The sequence below is a fragment of the Enterobacter sp. 2VL genome, assembly GCF_005503595.1.
GTDB lineage: Bacteria > Pseudomonadota > Gammaproteobacteria > Enterobacterales > Enterobacteriaceae > Enterobacter > Enterobacter cancerogenus.
In genome coordinates this window covers 435958-451325 of record NZ_SCNE01000003.1, presented here as the reverse complement: position 1 = coordinate 451325, position 15368 = coordinate 435958, and the positions used below count along the sequence as shown (strand labels likewise).

17 protein-coding genes are annotated in these 15368 nt (G+C 56.4%); 9 read left to right on the top strand and 8 right to left on the bottom strand.

Features of this window, described 5'->3' with window-relative positions; all coding sequences use genetic code 11:
• Positions 1–2 precede the first annotated feature (2 nt).
• The gene (gene celB, locus FFS28_RS10330) at positions 3–1322 is read right to left on the bottom strand and encodes a PTS cellobiose transporter subunit IIC (RefSeq protein WP_137849484.1); all 1320 of its coding nucleotides are present in this window, start codon (positions 1320–1322) and stop codon (positions 3–5) included.
• 147 nt (positions 1323–1469) lie between these two features.
• On the opposite strand from celB, the gene FFS28_RS10325 reads away from it, so the two are divergent.
• A complete protein-coding gene (locus FFS28_RS10325) occupies positions 1470–2288 on the top strand; it encodes a helix-turn-helix domain-containing protein (protein WP_137849483.1) in 819 nt (272 codons plus the stop codon).
• Here FFS28_RS10325 and arsC read toward each other — a convergent pair.
• Both arsC and bepA read right to left on the bottom strand, forming a co-directional pair.
• Positions 2285–2641: an arsenate reductase (glutaredoxin) gene (gene arsC, locus FFS28_RS10320; RefSeq protein ID WP_137849482.1), complete on the bottom strand. Its 357-nt coding sequence runs from the start codon at positions 2639–2641 to the stop codon at positions 2285–2287. The genes FFS28_RS10325 and arsC overlap by 4 nt on opposite strands.
• An 18-nt stretch (positions 2642–2659) precedes the next feature.
• Positions 2660–4123: a beta-barrel assembly-enhancing protease gene (gene bepA, locus FFS28_RS10315; protein ID WP_137849481.1), complete on the bottom strand. Its 1464-nt coding sequence runs from the start codon at positions 4121–4123 to the stop codon at positions 2660–2662.
• 220 nt (positions 4124–4343) lie between these two features.
• Between bepA and FFS28_RS10310 the strand changes: the two genes are divergently transcribed.
• Positions 4344–5408: an AI-2E family transporter gene (locus FFS28_RS10310; RefSeq protein ID WP_006176634.1), complete on the top strand. Its 1065-nt coding sequence runs from the start codon at positions 4344–4346 to the stop codon at positions 5406–5408.
• 84 nt (positions 5409–5492) lie between these two features.
• On the opposite strand, the gene bcp is transcribed toward FFS28_RS10310, so the two are convergent.
• Positions 5493–5963, bottom strand: coding sequence for a thioredoxin-dependent thiol peroxidase (gene bcp, locus FFS28_RS10305; RefSeq protein ID WP_101737180.1), 471 nt, complete (start codon positions 5961–5963; stop codon positions 5493–5495).
• Positions 5963–6532, bottom strand: a complete 570-nt coding sequence (locus FFS28_RS10300) for a glycine cleavage system transcriptional repressor (protein ID WP_042320389.1) — start codon at positions 6530–6532, stop codon at positions 5963–5965. Before FFS28_RS10300 ends, bcp begins: the two co-directional genes overlap by 1 nt.
• 145 nt (positions 6533–6677) lie before the next feature.
• Between FFS28_RS10300 and dapA the strand changes: the two genes are divergently transcribed.
• The 6 genes from dapA to ypfH all read left to right on the top strand — a co-directional run bounded on the left by dapA (position 6678) and on the right by ypfH (position 13163).
• Positions 6678–7556, top strand: coding sequence for a 4-hydroxy-tetrahydrodipicolinate synthase (gene dapA / locus FFS28_RS10295; RefSeq protein ID WP_058610283.1), 879 nt, complete (start codon positions 6678–6680; stop codon positions 7554–7556).
• A gap of 16 nt (positions 7557–7572) precedes the next feature.
• On the top strand, positions 7573–8607 hold the full coding sequence (bamC, locus tag FFS28_RS10290; RefSeq protein ID WP_137849480.1) for an outer membrane protein assembly factor BamC: 1035 nt from the start codon (positions 7573–7575) through the stop codon (positions 8605–8607).
• Positions 8608–8716: 109 nt separating this feature from the next.
• Positions 8717–9430 (top strand): phosphoribosylaminoimidazolesuccinocarboxamide synthase, encoded by a 714-nt coding sequence (purC, locus tag FFS28_RS10285; RefSeq protein WP_042320387.1) that lies wholly within the window; start codon positions 8717–8719, stop codon positions 9428–9430.
• Between the two features lie 121 nt (positions 9431–9551).
• Positions 9552–10421 (top strand): KPN_02809 family neutral zinc metallopeptidase, encoded by an 870-nt coding sequence (gene ypfJ, locus FFS28_RS10280; protein ID WP_042320385.1) that lies wholly within the window; start codon positions 9552–9554, stop codon positions 10419–10421.
• Positions 10421–12394 (top strand): tRNA(Met) cytidine acetyltransferase TmcA, encoded by a 1974-nt coding sequence (locus FFS28_RS10275; RefSeq protein WP_137849479.1) that lies wholly within the window; start codon positions 10421–10423, stop codon positions 12392–12394. Before ypfJ ends, FFS28_RS10275 begins: the two co-directional genes overlap by 1 nt.
• A 73-nt stretch (positions 12395–12467) precedes the next feature.
• Positions 12468–13163: an esterase gene (gene ypfH / locus FFS28_RS10270; protein ID WP_137849478.1), complete on the top strand. Its 696-nt coding sequence runs from the start codon at positions 12468–12470 to the stop codon at positions 13161–13163.
• Between the two features lie 39 nt (positions 13164–13202).
• On the opposite strand, the gene FFS28_RS10265 is transcribed toward ypfH, so the two are convergent.
• Genes FFS28_RS10265 through FFS28_RS10255 form a run of 3 tightly spaced genes read right to left on the bottom strand, consistent with a single transcriptional unit; the run spans position 13203 to position 14913 of the window.
• Positions 13203–13400 carry a YpfN family protein gene (locus tag FFS28_RS10265; protein ID WP_000383991.1) on the bottom strand — a complete coding sequence of 66 codons (198 nt, stop codon included), beginning with the start codon at positions 13398–13400 and terminating at the stop codon, positions 13203–13205.
• 25 nt (positions 13401–13425) lie between these two features.
• On the bottom strand, positions 13426–14553 hold the full coding sequence (dapE, locus tag FFS28_RS10260) for a succinyl-diaminopimelate desuccinylase (RefSeq protein WP_042320379.1): 1128 nt from the start codon (positions 14551–14553) through the stop codon (positions 13426–13428).
• Between the two features lie 3 nt (positions 14554–14556).
• Entirely contained in the window at positions 14557–14913 is a 357-nt protein-coding gene (locus tag FFS28_RS10255; protein WP_102890396.1) for an ArsC family reductase, read from the bottom strand.
• Between the two features lie 387 nt (positions 14914–15300).
• Here FFS28_RS10255 and ypfM point away from each other — a divergent pair, with 387 nt between their 5' ends.
• Positions 15301–15360 (top strand): protein YpfM, encoded by a 60-nt coding sequence (gene ypfM, locus FFS28_RS10250; RefSeq protein WP_100780840.1) that lies wholly within the window; start codon positions 15301–15303, stop codon positions 15358–15360.
• Positions 15361–15368: the final 8 nt, after the last annotated feature.

Sequence of the window (15368 nt, the reverse complement as noted above, 5' to 3'; positions counted from 1 at the left end):
CTTTACTCCTGTTTTGCAAGGGTGGTGTCGGTTTGCGTAGCCGTGGTCAGTTCCGCTGCGCGGTACTGTTTGTCCACGATTCGCATGAAAGGCAGGTACAGCATGGCGCCAATCAGCAGGTTGATGAGCTGCATCACGCTGCCGCTCAGATGGCCGGTAACGATAAAACCGCTGATGACCGGGGGGAGGGTCCAGGGGATAAACACCCCAGTGGTGACGGCCACCGCGCCAATTTTCATCGCGACATACTGCACGGTGACCAGCACCAGCGGCACCAGGTTGAACGGGATGAGCATGATCGGGTTCATGATTACCGGCAGGCCAAACAGGATCGGTTCGTTGATGTTGAACACCGATGCCCCCGCGCCTAAGCGCGCTACTTCACGCATGTTTTTACTGCGGGCGAAAATCAGCATCGCAATCACCAGCGATAGCGTGGCACCCGCGCCGCCCATCCAGATCATGTCAAAAAACTGTTCGGTGATAATGTGCGGCGGCGTTGCCCCGGCCTGAATGGCGGCGATATTGTCGGTCTGGTTCTCCATCCATAGCGGGCGGATAATGCCGTTGATCATCGAACCGGAGTTAATCCCCACCGACCACAGGATCGTGATGCTGAATACCGTCATCAGCGCGCCGAAATAGGAGGTGCCGTAGTGGCGAACCGGCGTGGCAACCACCTCATAGATGAACTGGTGAATGGTGTTGTAGTGGGTGTTTTCGAAGATGATGCGGATAACCAGCACCAGGATCATCACCAGCAGGGCAGGGATCAGCGCGGCGAAAGACTCCTGCACCGCAGGCGGCACGCCGTCCGGCATTTTGATGACCAGCTTTTTGCGCTTCAGCCAGCAGAACAGCTCCGTCCACAGCAGCGAGCCAATCATCGCCACGAACAGCCCTTTACTGCCAATCCACTCCACTGGCATAACGGTGATCCCGCCGTTTTCCGCCACCTTGATAAACGGCGTGAGGATCAGAAATGCCACCAGCGCCAGAATCCCGCAGGAGATGCGATCTTCGCCGTAATGTTCCGCCAGGCGAAACGCCACGAGGAAGCTGATAAACAGCGACATGGTCGAAAACACCGCGTTAAACGGGATCTCGATAATGGCGCTCCAGCTTTCGCCGAAGGCCCGGGACATAAAGTGTTGATAGGCCTGATTCGGAAAGGATGAGATAACCAGCAGGATGGAGCCGACGATGATAAACGGCATAAACGAAACGTAGGCCCCGCGTATGGCACCGAGATGACGCTGCTGTGCCGTTTTGGCTGCCAGCGGCATCAGTTTTGCTTCAAGAAATCCCAGAACATTGTTCATTGTGAACTCCGTACAAGATTGAGTGGCGTTGTTTATGTTATGTCTGGTGATTATCAGTGAATCGCGGCGATCGAAAGGTGAAATCGGTCACAAAGCATTCGCTGACATACTATAAATCTCACAAGATTGGTTTAATGGAATGTTGCGATGGAAATTAAACTGCACGCCAATGCCACGACCACCCCACGGGTTCGCCGCTACCTCCAGCAGTCGACGAAAAGCGACAGAGAGTTGGCGCAGGAGCTGGGGATTTCGGTTACCACCGTCAGGCGCTGGCGCAATCGCGAGCAGGTTGCCGATAACCATACAACGCCAAAAGTGGTACACAAAGCATTGAGACAGGAGCAGGTTGCGCTGGTGAATGTGCTGCGCGATGCCACCGGTGCTCCGCTCGATGAGCTACTGCTGCTGGTGAATGAGGGGCTGGGGATTGCCGTTTCGCGGGCGACGTTAAACCGCTATCTCGGGTCTGCCAGACAAAAGGGCGCGGCGCTGCAGGGCAAAAAGGCCCTGAAGGCAGGCATCATGCCGGATAAGCTTATGCTTCATCATCAGCCGCTGTCGCTGCATATGGACGATGGCGGTGAGCAGCATCTGCTGTGGGCGCGCGAACCGGTGAGCGGCTGGTGTCATGCCCGGCTCTATGCGGGACTTTCGCCCCAACTGCTCGCTCACTGGACGCAGGCGCTGCTGGCGGCATGCCCGGCCGATATCCAATGTGTTGAGACTTTTGGTTTTGACGTGTCGCTGCCCGGGCAGGAGGTTACCGTAAAAGCGCATGCGCAAACACGCAGTGCCTTTCAGGTTACGGTGCCGTTACGTGAGATTATTCCACGCGTGAGCGTCGAGCCAGCCGGAGAGTTACTCATTCAGCTGTGCGCGTTTTACAACCAGAGGAAAGCGCAGAAAAGGTTGGGGGACTGCACGCCGCAGGCGTTTCTTGAAGCGCTGCGGCGTAAGGATTAGAGGATCTCAAGCACCTGTTCCGGCGGGCGTCCGATACGCGCCTTGCCGTTTGCCACGACGAGGGGGCGTTCGATCAGCTTCGGATTGTCCACCATCGCCTGGACAAGCTCATCTTCAGAGAGACGGGTGTTATCCAGACCGAGTGATTTATACAGATCGTCTTTCTGACGCATCAGTTCGCGCGCGCTGCCCATATCCAGCATGCGCAGCAGCTGGCGGATCGTCTGCGCGTCCGGCGGTGTATCCAGATACAATACGATCTCCGGGTCAACGCCGTTAGACTTCAGCAGGCTGAGAGTATCGCGGCTCTTGGAGCAGCGGGGATTGTGGTAGATTTTTACCGCGTCTGTCATAACGTGCATTCTCCTTTGTTACATCTTTTCGTACGGCTTGAAGCGCTGCTGCAATCCGCGCAGCTGATCGATACGCGCATCGTAGCGCGCCTGCTGCAGGCTGCCGAGCTTAACCTGCGAACTGGCGCTGCTGAGCATTGAAATGGCCTGATCGAGACGGCCCACCAGCGCAAAGCCTTCGGCGCGTGCCGCCAGCTCCTGATCGCGGTTGCCGAGCTGCGCTTCCGCTTGCGCCAGCAGATCCCAGCCGTTTTGATCGTCTTTGTTATTAAAGGTGTAGCGGTTCAGGATCGCCGCCGCCTCGCGGGCCTGCCCACCCTGTAAGTAAGCGTTCGCCAGGTTAAGCTGCAGTACCGGGTTGGTCCCCACCTCTTTCGCCCCTTTCAGACGGTTAATGGCATCGGTCGCTTTTTTCTGTCCCAGATCGATATCGGTCGCAAGGTCGAGGTACCACGGGTTATTGGGGTCGGCGGCCAGCAGTGGCTGGAGGGCTTTACGCGCCTCATCGTACTTGCTGGCTTCCATCGCCTGCAGCGCCTGACCGTACCGGGCCGCATTTTTCTCGCGCACATTGCCTTTTGCCAGGGCATCCAGCAGGTCGCTGGTGAGCTGGTTACGCCCGGAGTTGTACATCCCCAGGGTTCTGACCTTCGCCATGTAGAAATCCTGCGAAGACTGCACAACCACCGGGCGCATCTGGTTGGCGCGGTTGCGCGCATCCGACAGGCGGCTTTCCGGCAGCGGGTGCGTCAGCAAAATTTCGGGTGGACGCGACGAGTAGCGCGCCTGGTCGAGCAGTTTCTCCAGGAAGCTCGGCATCGCCTGCGGGTCAAAGCCCGCGCGCTGCAGCACCTGAATACCGATGCGGTCCGCTTCCTGTTCGTTTTGCTGGGTAAAGCTGATCATGCCCTGACGCGTGCCCGCCAGGGTGCCGGTCAGGGCGGCCATCCCCGCCTGCGGGCTGGCCATCGCCAGCAGGATGGAGCCGAGCGCGCCCACCCAGGTGAGCGGGGCGTTGCGCTTCTGGTCTTCCATCGCGCGGGCCAGGTGGCGCTGGGTGACGTGCGAAATTTCGTGCGCCATGACCGAAGCCAGCTGGCTTTCGTTATCTGAGTAGCGGAATAACGCCGAATGCAGCACCACGTTGCCCCCGAAGAAGGCAAAGGCGTTGATTTCGTCGTTATTGATCAAATAGAAGTGGAAGGGGGTCTTCACCGAGTTGGCGTGCGCGACGAGGCGCATCCCCAGGCCGTTAATGTATTGCACCAGCAGCGGATCGTTGATCAACGGCGCGCTGCCGCGCAGCTGGCGGACATAGTAATCACCCATTTGCATCTCCTGACCGATGGAGAGCGTGCTTCCTGCGGTGGTGCCCATATCCGGCAAGGTATCGGCCGAGTCAGCGAAAGCAGGCGCTGCCTGAACCACCGTCAGCGCGGCGATAAGTGTCGCAACCAGTGTTTTTCTCAACTGCCTGAACATAACCACTGTCCTGTATGTTGGATGTGCTAATTTGACCGATGAAGCGGTATATCGTTCATCTCCACTGCCATGCGAGTGTAGCCGTGTTAAGGCATGAAGAAAATCCCATTCCTCAGGCTTTTGCGAATGATTACAGTGATACAAAAAGGAAAGTCTTTTTTGTGACAGTTAGATACAATTCACCGTCTCAGTCCCGCCATCCGATTCAGGGAAGGGTTGTATGCTCGAAATGTTAATGCAGTGGTACCGGCGTCGGTTCAGTGACCCGGAGGCCATCGCTTTGCTGGTTATTCTGGTTGCGGGATTCGGCATCCTGTTCTTCTTTAGCGGCCTGCTGGCGCCTTTGCTGGTGGCGATAGTTCTGGCGTATCTGCTGGAGTGGCCGACGGCCCGTCTGGAAAATATCGGTTGTTCCCGCCGCTGGGCGACCAGCATCGTGCTGGTGCTGTTCGTTGGCATTCTGCTGTTAATGGCGTTTGTGGTGATGCCGGTTGCCTGGCAGCAGGGGATCTATCTTATCCGCGATATGCCCGGCATGCTCAACAAGCTCTCTGATTTTGCCGCTACGCTGCCGCGCCGCTATCCCGCGCTGATGGACGCCGGGATTATCGACGCGATGGCAGAAAACATGCGCGCCCGCATCATGACGATGGGCGATTCGGTAGTGAAATACTCTCTGGCTTCGCTGGTGGGGCTGCTGACGCTGGCGGTCTATCTGGTGCTGGTGCCGCTGATGGTCTTCTTCCTGGTGAAAGATAAAGAGCAGATGCTGAACGCCGTGCGCCGGGTTCTGCCGCGCAACCGCGGTCTGGCCGGGCAGGTCTGGGAGGAGATGAACCAGCAGATCACCAACTATATTCGCGGCAAAGTACTGGAGATGATTGTGGTCGGCGTCGCGACCTGGATTGGCTTCGTGATTTTTGGCCTCAATTATTCATTGCTGCTGGCGGTGCTGGTGGGCTTCTCGGTGCTCATTCCCTATATCGGTGCCTTTGTCGTGACAATCCCGGTGGTGGGCGTGGCGCTGTTCCAGTTTGGTCTGGGGACCGAGTTCTGGAGCTGTTTCGCGGTGTATCTGATTATTCAGGGGCTGGACGGCAACCTGCTGGTGCCGGTGCTGTTCTCTGAAGCGGTGAATCTGCACCCGCTGGTCATCATTCTTTCGGTGGTGATCTTCGGTGGGCTGTGGGGATTCTGGGGCGTGTTCTTTGCGATTCCGCTGGCGACGCTGATTAAAGCAGTGGTTCACGCATGGCCGGATGTACCGGCGGTGGAAGAGAAGTAGATTTTGCCGGGTGGCGGCTTCACCTTACCCGACCTGCACGCGAATGTAGGCCGGGTAGGCGCAGTGCCACCCGGCACAAAAGTATCACGCGCTCGCTTTCAGCCAGTTCAACACCACGTCATGGTGGTTGCTGGTTTTGAAATCATCGAACACATGCTCAACTTTCCCGTCAGCATCAATCAGGAAGCTGATGCGGTGAATACCGTCGTAGGTTTTGCCCATAAAAGACTTCTCGCCCCAGACGCCAAACTGTTCGCAGACCTGGTGGTCCTCGTCGGAAAGCAGCGTAAAGTTCAGCAGCTCTTTTTCCGCAAACCGTGACAGCTTTTCGGGCTTATCGGTGCTGATACCCAGCACTTCTACACCGGCTTTTTTCAGGTCATCCATGTTGTCGCGCAAACCACAGGCCTGTACGGTACAGCCCGGGGTCATGGCTTTCGGGTAGAAATAGACCAGAACACGCTGTCCCTGGAAGTCGGTTAAATTTACTTGCTCGCCGTCTTGATCCGGCAAGCTAAATTTCGGTGCGATATCACCGGCTTTCAGTGGGTTCATTACTCGACTCCGTCTTGTTCATGCTGAGAATAATTAACGACGCTTATACTGCCCTGCGCGCGTAATTCTGTACAGAGGGCTTTGAAGGCTTGCTCAATATTTGAGGCATCCTGCGAGGCAGGACTGTGCGCCGTGATTTGAATAAACAGTGTGGGGGTCTCGCTATTGTCTCCCGGCTGTATGCGGGAAACCAGCTCGGCAATATTCATCTGATGGCTGTCAAACAGCGCGGTGAAACGCTCAATCAAATGCGGAGAATCAGGAACTTCAACCTGTACCCAGACGGTGGAAGGCAGCGCCGGGCGTGGGCGCGCGGTGGTACGCTTCATGACGATCAGCAGATCCAGCTCCGCGCCTTTCAGGGGCAGGGTGGATTCAATAAGCGTAATGGCGTTCCATGTCCCGGACAGCAGCATAATAAACGTGAACTCTTCGCCAAGCATAGCCAGGCGGCTGTCTTCGATATTACAGCCGCAGCTGCTTACGTGGCGGGTGATGGTGTTCACAATACCCGGCCTGTCAGCACCCAGCGCAGTGATAACCAGGTAATGTTGTGATGAGGTTGTCAAACCTGTTCTTCCTTTGCTTGGTTAAGTCTTCCTAAGGAAAGCATAAAAAAAACATGCATACAACCGCCTGAGAGCCTCAGGTCGCTTGCTTTTATTACAGTTCCAAACGTAACATTGAGGCTCTTGTTCGCACAGAGGATGGCCCATGTTCACGGGAAGTATTGTCGCGCTTGTTACACCGATGGATGAAAAAGGTAATGTCTGCCGGTCAAGCATGAAGAAGCTGATTGATTACCATGTCGCCAACGGAACCTCGGCGATCGTTTCGGTAGGGACTACCGGTGAATCTGCCACGTTGAGCCACGAAGAGCACGGCGATGTGGTGATGCTGACCCTTGAGCTGGCTGACGGACGCATTCCCGTCATCGCGGGAACGGGTGCGAATGCCACCGCAGAAGCTATCAGCCTGACTCAACGTTTCAACGACAGCGGCATTGTCGGCTGTCTGACGGTTACCCCTTACTACAACCGTCCTACCCAGGAAGGTTTGTTCCAGCATTTCAAAGCCATCGCTGAACATACTGACTTGCCACAAATTCTGTATAATGTGCCGTCCCGCACCGGTTGCGATATGCTGCCGGAAACCGTTGGTCGCCTCTCGAAAGTAAAAAATATTATCGGGATTAAAGAGGCAACGGGGAACTTAAGCCGCGTTCATCAGATCAAAGAGCTGGTTTCAGACGACTTTATCCTGTTGAGTGGTGATGACGCGAGCGCGCTGGACTTTATGCAGCTCGGAGGCCATGGCGTGATTTCCGTAACGGCAAACGTTGCGGCGCGCGATATGGCGGAAATGTGCAAGCTGGCGGCGGCCGGTCATTTTGATGACGCTCGCGTGATTAATCAGCGTCTGATGCCGTTGCACAATAAATTATTTGTCGAACCCAATCCGATCCCAGTGAAATGGGCCTGTAAGGAGTTGGGACTTGTAGCAACCGACACGCTGCGTCTGCCAATGACACCGATTACCGACCACGGTCGCGATATCGTTGCTGGCGCGCTCAAGCATGCTGGTTTGCTGTAAAGTTTAGGGAGATTTGATGGCTTATTCAGTACAGAAGTCGCGCCTGGCGAAGGTTGCGAGTGTTTCGCTTGTGATGCTGCTCGCTGCCTGTAGTTCAGACTCGCGCTACAAGCGCCAGGTGAGCGGTGATGAATCCTATCTGGATGCGACACCGCTTGCTGAACTTCACGCACCTGCTGGCATGATCCTGCCGATTCAAAACGGTGATTACAATATTCCCGTGACCAACGGTAGCGGTCAGGTAGGTAAAGCGCTTGATATTCGTCCACCGGCACAGCCTCTGGCGCTGGTGAGCGGCGCGCGTACCCAGTTTACCGGTGATACCGCATCGCTGTTGGTTGAAAGCGGTCGCAACAGCACCCTGTGGCCGCAGGTGGTGAGCGTGATTCAGGCGAAGAATTACACCATCGACAAACGTGACGACGCCAGCCAGACGTTAACCACCGACTGGATTAACTGGAACCGTCTGGATGAAGATCAGCAGTACCGTGGTCGTTATCAAGTCTCCGTTAAGCCTCAGGGTTATCAGCAGGCGGTCACCGTTAAGCTGCTGAACCTGGAGCAGGCGGGTAAAGCGGTGGCCGATCCGGCTTCCATGCAGCGCTACAGCACCGAAATGCTGAACGTGATTGCCGCCGGGCTGGATAAAAACGCGACGGATGCGGCTAACGCAGCGCGGAGCAGTAACGGGATCACCTTCGACGTGCAGAGCGCCGCTGATGAGACCGGTCTGCCAATGCTGGTCGTTCGTGCGCCATTTAACCAGACCTGGCAGCGTCTGCCAGCGACGCTGGAAAAAATGGGCATGAAGGTTTCTGACAGCACGCGTTCAACGGGTAGTATGACGGCAACCTACAAACCGCTGTCCGATAGCGCATGGCAGGAGCTGGGCGCACGCGATCCACAGCTGGCCTCCGGCGATTATAAAATTCAGGTCGGTGACCTCGATAACCGTAGTAGCCTGCAGTTTATCGATCCGAAAGGCCACACGCTGACCCAGTCGCAGAACGATGCGCTGGTCGCGGTCTTCCAGGCTGCATTCAGCAAATAAAAATGAGGGCTGGTTAATCCAGCCCTTTTTATTTTCGTGCTACGCAAACGTGTGCGTGGCATAATATTCCCAGTTTTGAACTCAAATTATCACACCAGGAGTAATGAAGATGCAGAAGCAAGCTGAGTTGTATCGTGGCAAAGCGAAGACCGTATACAGCACGGAAAACCCCGATCTGTTGGTGCTCGAGTTCCGCAATGATACGTCAGCAGGGGATGGCGCGCGCATTGAGCAGTTCGATCGTAAAGGCATGGTGAACAACAAGTTCAACCACTTCATTATGACCAAACTGGCCGAAGCGGGTATTCCGACCCAGATGGAAGCGTTGTTGTCCGATACGGAATGTCTGGTGAAGAAACTCGATATGGTCCCGGTGGAATGCGTGGTGCGTAACCGCGCCGCTGGCTCTCTGGTGAAGCGTCTTGGCATTGAAGAAGGTATCGAGCTGAATCCTCCGCTGTTCGATCTGTTCCTGAAAAACGATGCCATGCACGATCCGATGGTTAACGAATCCTACTGCGAAACCTTTGGCTGGGTCAGTAAAGAGAACCTGGCGCGTATGCAGGAGCTGACCTACAAAGCCAACGACGTGCTGAAAAAGCTGTTCGACGACGCGGGCCTGATCCTCGTTGATTTCAAGCTGGAGTTCGGTCTGTTCAAAGGCGAAGTGGTGCTGGGCGATGAGTTCTCCCCGGACGGCAGCCGCCTGTGGGACAAAGAGACGCTGGATAAAATGGATAAAGACCGTTTCCGTCAGAGCCTGGGTGGCCTGATTGAAGCCTACGAAGCGGTTGCTCACCGTTTAGGCGTTAAGCTCGACTGATCCCCACTGTTGCCAAAGGATGTTTGCATCCTTTGGCGTCTTACCTTTGTTTCCTATGGTAATCTTGCCATTAACCGCCTACGATCATAGCTATGAATAATAGGATATTTTCGAGGTGTTTATGCGCTGGCAAGGGCGTCGTGAAAGTGACAATGTAGAAGACAGGCGCAGCAGTAGCGGCGGCGGCCCGTCTATGGGCGGTCCTGGCTTCCGGTTACCCAGTGGAAAGGGCGGGATTATTCTGCTGATTGTGGTGCTGGTTGCGGGCTATTACGGTGTCGATTTAACCGGGATGTTAACCGGAGAACCTCTTCAGCAGCAGCAACAATCGTCGCGCTCCATCAGCCCGAATGAAGATGAGGCGGCGAAATTTACCTCCGTGATCCTCGCCACGACCGAAGACACCTGGAGTCAGCAGTTCGAGAAGATGGGGAAAACCTATCAGCCGCCGAAACTGGTGATGTACCGCGGTGCGACGCGTACCGGCTGCGGTACCGGGCAGTCGGTGATGGGCCCGTTCTACTGTCCGGCTGACAGTACCGTCTATATCGATCTCTCTTTTTACGACGACATGAAACGCAAGCTCGGCGCTGACGGCGATTTTGCCCAGGGCTACGTAATTGCGCATGAAGTCGGACACCACGTACAGAAGCTGCTCGGTATCGAACCTAAAGTGCGCCAGATGCAGCAGAATGCCTCTCAGACGGAAGTGAATCACCTTTCGGTGCGCATGGAGCTGCAGGCAGACTGCTTTGCCGGCGTGTGGGGCAACAGCATGCAGAAGCAGGGCGTGCTCGAAGCGGGGGACCTGGAAGAGGCGCTGAACGCGGCTGAAGCCATTGGCGACGATCGTCTGCAGCAGCAGAGCCAGGGCCGCGTGGTGCCGGACAGCTTTACGCATGGAACCTCTGAACAGCGTTACACCTGGTTCAAGCGGGGTTTCGACAGTGGCGACCCGGCGCAGTGTGATACCTTCGGTAAAGCCATGTAATGCTGGCGTTTGAAAATCTGATAACCCTGCTCGGGCGCAAAGGCCATCGTCGGCTGGTGGTGCTCAGCGGGGAGCCGCAGTGGGCGCTTGCGCAGGCAGTCGCCCTGCGCGATACCCTGCCCGGCGACTGGCCGTGGCTTGATGAACATCCCTCAAAGGCCATGAGTGGGCTGCTGGGGCGCGAATTTCTGCATGCCGTCTTTGATGCCCGCGTTGGGTTTGACGTCTCTGCTTTTGCCGCGCTTGCCGGAACGCTGCGCGCCGGAAGCCTGCTGGTGCTGCTGGTTCCGCCCCTGTCCCGGTGGGCTGATACGCCGGACGCGGATTCCGTACGCTGGAGTGACCGACCCGACCCGATCGCCACCCCGCACTTCGTTCACCATTTTTGCCGGATAATCGCCGCCGATCCCGACGCGATTATCTGGCAGCAAGAAAAGGCGTTATCCCTTCCATCCTTCCCTGACGTGCCTGACTGGCAGCCCGCTTGTGGCGAGCCGCAGCGCGAGCAGGCCGCTATTATGGCAGCGCTGCTGGCGATGGAACCTGGCGTTGCGGCCATCACCGCCCCGCGCGGGCGCGGGAAATCGGCCCTCGCGGGGATGTTGCTTACGCGTGTGGCGGGCTGCGCTATCGTCACCGCGCCGGCAAAAGGCGCGACCGACGTGATCGCGCGCTTCGCCGGAGAGCGCTTTCACTTCATGGCTCCGGACGCCATCCTGGCAAGCGACGTGCAGGCGGACTGGCTGATCGTTGACGAGGCGGCTGCCATCCCCGGCCCGCTGCTTGAACAGCTGGTCAACCGTTTCCCACGGGTTGTGCTAACCACGACGGTGCAGGGCTATGAAGGCACCGGCAGGGGCTTTTTGCTTAAATTCTGCGCACGGTTTAGCGCGTTGCAGCGTTACACGCTTTCCAGCCCGATCCGCTGGGCGGCCGGGTGTCCGCTTGAGCGGGTTGTTGATAGCGCCCTGTTGTTTGACGATGCGCTTATCGACCAGCGTCCCGCAGGCGACGTGGCCTTAGGCTCGCTTGAACCGCAGGACTGGGAGCGTCATCCGGCGCGCGTGGCGGGCATTTACGAGCTGCTGTGTGCCGCACACTACCGTACGTCGCCGCTCGATTTACGCCGAATGATGGATGCCCCTGGCCAGCATTTTGCCATCGCGCAAGCGGGCAGCGCTATTGTCGGGGCGCTCTGGCTGGTGGAGGAGGGCGGGTTATCCCCTGAATTGAGCCGCGCGGTGTGGGCGGGATATCGCCGTCCACGCGGAAATCTTGTGGCCCAGTCTCTGGCGGCGCACGGCGGGTCGCCGCTAGCCGCAACGCTTAACGGGCGACGCGTGACCCGCATAGCCGTGCATCCCCATCGTCAGCGGGAGGGGATCGGCCAGGCGCTGATCCGCACTGCCGGGGGGCAGGATTACCTCTCCGTCAGTTTTGGCTATACCGACGAGCTGTGGCGCTTCTGGCGGCAGTGCGGCTTTATGCTGGTGCGCATGGGTAGCCACCGGGAGGCCAGCAGCGGCTGCTACACGGCGATGGCGATGCGACCGCTAACTGAGCCAGGGCACCGGCTGTGCGAACAGGAACACCAACGACTGTGCCGCGATGCGCGCGTTCTTTCGGCGTGGAATGAAGAAAAGATCCCCGTGCCCGATCGCTGGGAGGCTACCCTTAACAGTGATGACTGGCTGGAGCTGGCAGGGTTTGCCTTTGCTCATCGCCCGTTTTCGACCTCGGTGGCGGCCTTAACGCGTCTGCTGCTCGCGGTGGATGCGCCGCTGGCGGCGCTGCGCGGAAAAATTGAGGCACGAAAAGAGGAGGCCGCACTCAGCGCCGAACTCTCTCTTTCCGGGCGTAAAGCATTGCTGGCGCGCCTGCGTAGTGACGCCGCCCTGGCGCTGGAAACGCTCGATCGCGCGCGCTGTCAGCAACTGAGAGAGCGCGTTTTGCAATGGCAATTTTTTCAATGACTTCTTCAGTAAAGTGGCATGGTCATTACCCCCGAGAGGCGTAAAATCCTGCTTATCAATTAAGGAGCTCGCCATGAAACATGACCATTTTGTTGTTCAAAGCCCGGACAAACCGGCTAAACAGTTACTGCTGCTGTTTCATGGCGTTGGCGATAATGCCGTCAACATGGGGCAGATTGGCAACTGGTTCGCACCGATATTCCCGGACGCGCTGATTATCAGCATTGGTGGCGTGGAGCCATGCGGCCCGGATGGCCGGCAGTGGTTCTCCGTGCAGGGCGTGACCGAAGAGAACCGTCAGGCGCGCATTGATGCCGTGATGCCTGCTTTTATCGAAATCGTGCGCTACTGGCAGCAGCAGAGCGGCGTGGGGGCTAACGCCACCGCGCTGATAGGCTTCTCACAGGGGTCGATTATGTCGCTTGAGAGCGTGAAGGCGCAGCCGGGTCTGGTTTCGCGCGTCATTGCTTTTAACGGACGCTTTGCGACGTTGCCGCAGCGGGCCACTACGCACACTACCATTCACCTGATCCACGGTGGTGAAGACAGGGTAATCGATCTGGCTCACGCGGTGGCTGCCCAGGAGGCGCTCATTCGTGAAGGCGGGGATGTCACGCTGGATATCGTCGAGGATCTGGGGCATGCGATTGACGATCGTAGCATGCAGTTTGCGCTCGACCATTTGCGTTACACCGTGCCGAAGCACTACTTCGACGAAGCGCTCAGCGGCGCTAAGCCGAATGATGATGATATTGTCGAGTTTATGTAATTATTTCCCCTCTCCCTTACAGGGTGAGGGGAATGACAATTACTTCTTCTGGTCTTTCTTCGGCCAGTCGTCTTCATCGTCCCACTTGTCGTTAAAGTCACGATGCGGCGGGAGATCCGGTTTGTTGGCGAGGAATTTTTTGTGATCAACGCGCTTCAGATCTTTAATCACGTTAAGCAGCACGCCCACTAAAAACACCAGCACCAGGATCCACCAGTACTTTGAAAGCCAATCCATTCGCTATTCCTTCTCAGAGCAACCGTCAGGCGACGAGTTGCTCCATAATACGTTGATACATACGGGCCAGCAGTTGTAAATCTGCCGCGTTGACGCACTCATTGATTTTATGAATGGTCGCGTTAACTGGACCCAGTTCGACTACCTGCGCCCCCATGCGGGCAATAAAGCGTCCGTCGGAGGTGCCGCCCGTTGTCAGCAGCTGTGGCTTAATTTCATTATAGTGCGCGATGGCATTCACCACCGCATCCACCAGTTTACCGCGCTGCGTCAGGAACGGCTGGCCGGACAGCCACCAGTCCACGGTATAGCGCAATTCATACTTCTCCAGCAGCGCCATCACGCGCGCTTTGATCATTTCGTCGGTCAGTTCAGTGCTGAAGCGGAAGTTGAACTGCACGAAACAATCGCCCGGGATGACGTTGTTACTGCCCGTCCCGGCCTTGATGTTTGCTATCTGCATACTGGTCGGTGGGAAGTATTCGTTGCCTTTGTCCCACTCAATACCCACCAGCTCATTGAGCATCGGGGCCGCACGGTGAACCGGGTTATCGGCGAGATGCGGATAGGCCACGTGCCCCTGCACGCCGTGGATCGTCAGGTTACAGGTCAGCGACCCGCGACGCCCGTTTTTTACCACATCGCCGACGACCTCGGTACTGGACGGTTCGCCCACCAGGCAGTAGTCCAGGCGTTCGTTGCGCGCCATCAGCGCCTCAACCACTTTAACCGTGCCATTGTGCGCGCTGGCTTCTTCATCGGAGGTGATCAGAAACGCGAGACGGTTTTTATGGTCTGGATGCTGCGCCACGAAGCGCTCGGCCGCCACGACCATGGCCGCCAGCGAACCTTTCATGTCCGCCGCACCGCGGCCAAATAGCATGCCGTCGCGGATAGTCGGCTCGAACGGCGGGTTGATCCAGCGGTCTGCGTCGCCCGCAGGAACCACATCGGTATGCCCGGCAAACGCCAGCGTTTCGCCTTCGCCGCGCCATGCCCAGAAGTTCTGCGTGTCGCCGAAGTCCATCGTTTCAACGGTAAACCCGATGGCCCGCAGGCGTTCAATCATTAATGCCTGACAACCTGCATCGTCCGGGCTTAGGGAAGGACGGCGAATAAGCTGCTGAGTCAGCTCAATGACCGGGCATGACATAGACTACACCTCAACAAAAAAGTCTGAATATAAGGTTTCACTGAAACCCAGCAGCATAGGCTGACCTGGCTTGCAGAGCAATGGGCGTTTGATAATTGCTGGCATTTCAAGCATCAGACTGGCCGCGCTGTCGGCGTCGGTGATGCTGGCTCGCAGTGATTCATCAAGTTTTCGCCAGGTGGTACCGCGGGTGTTCAGCAGCGCTTCCCACCCCAGCTCGTTGATGGCGGTATGCAGAAATTCTGCATCAAGGCCATCGGCGCGGTAGTCATGGAAGCGGTACTCAATGTTCCTGGCTTCCAGCCAGCGGCGGGCTTTTTTGATGGTGTCGCAGTTTTTAATGCCGTACATCACAACCATGTTGAATCCTTTTGCTCTAATGATGATGAAATGTTCAATTATTTCGAAGATATATCCTTAAGTGAAATATAGCACGCTTAGTAAATCGCTTAATTCGTTATTCTTCATAATTCAACGTACATCTGTATGCTGAATATTATTTCATCATTTAAGCATAGTTGTCCATTCACTCGAAATAGTGAACGGCGTGACTACATTAATAAAAATTCACCGGTTCGCTGAGTTATTTCTAAATATTGCTGCACGTCACATAAAATTTACTCGCCCCGGCGCATAGTTACCCTGAACACCGGGTATGCGCGGGATGCTATCGCAGTGATTGGCTAAATTATCTTCACAATGATGATGGTTTTTCGTAGAATACGCATAATAATAAGAGAGGTTGTTATGATTGAACGTGAACTGGGGAACTGGAAAGACTTTATCGAAGACATGCTTCGTAAATGATATTCAGT

Bases quoted from the DNA above. Each gene is read 5' to 3' on its own strand.
- celB (WP_137849484.1), bottom strand. From the start codon at position 1,322: ATGAACAATGTTCTGGGATTTCTTGAAGCAAAACTGATGCCGCTGGCA.
- FFS28_RS10275 (WP_137849479.1), top strand. From the start codon at position 10,421: ATGCTGGCGTTTGAAAATCTGATAACCCTGCTCGGGCGCAAAGGCCAT.
- FFS28_RS10325 (WP_137849483.1), top strand. From the start codon at position 1,470: ATGGAAATTAAACTGCACGCCAATGCCACGACCACCCCACGGGTTCGC.
- dapA (WP_058610283.1), top strand. From the start codon at position 6,678: ATGTTCACGGGAAGTATTGTCGCGCTTGTTACACCGATGGATGAAAAA.
- ypfH (WP_137849478.1), top strand. From the start codon at position 12,468: ATGAAACATGACCATTTTGTTGTTCAAAGCCCGGACAAACCGGCTAAA.
- dapE (WP_042320379.1), bottom strand. From the start codon at position 14,553: ATGTCATGCCCGGTCATTGAGCTGACTCAGCAGCTTATTCGCCGTCCT.
- bepA (WP_137849481.1), bottom strand. From the start codon at position 4,123: ATGTTCAGGCAGTTGAGAAAAACACTGGTTGCGACACTTATCGCCGCG.
- FFS28_RS10265 (WP_000383991.1), bottom strand. From the start codon at position 13,400: ATGGATTGGCTTTCAAAGTACTGGTGGATCCTGGTGCTGGTGTTTTTA.
- FFS28_RS10255 (WP_102890396.1), bottom strand. From the start codon at position 14,913: ATGGTTGTGATGTACGGCATTAAAAACTGCGACACCATCAAAAAAGCC.
- arsC (WP_137849482.1), bottom strand. From the start codon at position 2,641: ATGACAGACGCGGTAAAAATCTACCACAATCCCCGCTGCTCCAAGAGC.
- FFS28_RS10310 (WP_006176634.1), top strand. From the start codon at position 4,344: ATGCTCGAAATGTTAATGCAGTGGTACCGGCGTCGGTTCAGTGACCCG.
- ypfJ (WP_042320385.1), top strand. From the start codon at position 9,552: ATGCGCTGGCAAGGGCGTCGTGAAAGTGACAATGTAGAAGACAGGCGC.
- bcp (WP_101737180.1), bottom strand. From the start codon at position 5,963: ATGAACCCACTGAAAGCCGGTGATATCGCACCGAAATTTAGCTTGCCG.
- bamC (WP_137849480.1), top strand. From the start codon at position 7,573: ATGGCTTATTCAGTACAGAAGTCGCGCCTGGCGAAGGTTGCGAGTGTT.
- purC (WP_042320387.1), top strand. From the start codon at position 8,717: ATGCAGAAGCAAGCTGAGTTGTATCGTGGCAAAGCGAAGACCGTATAC.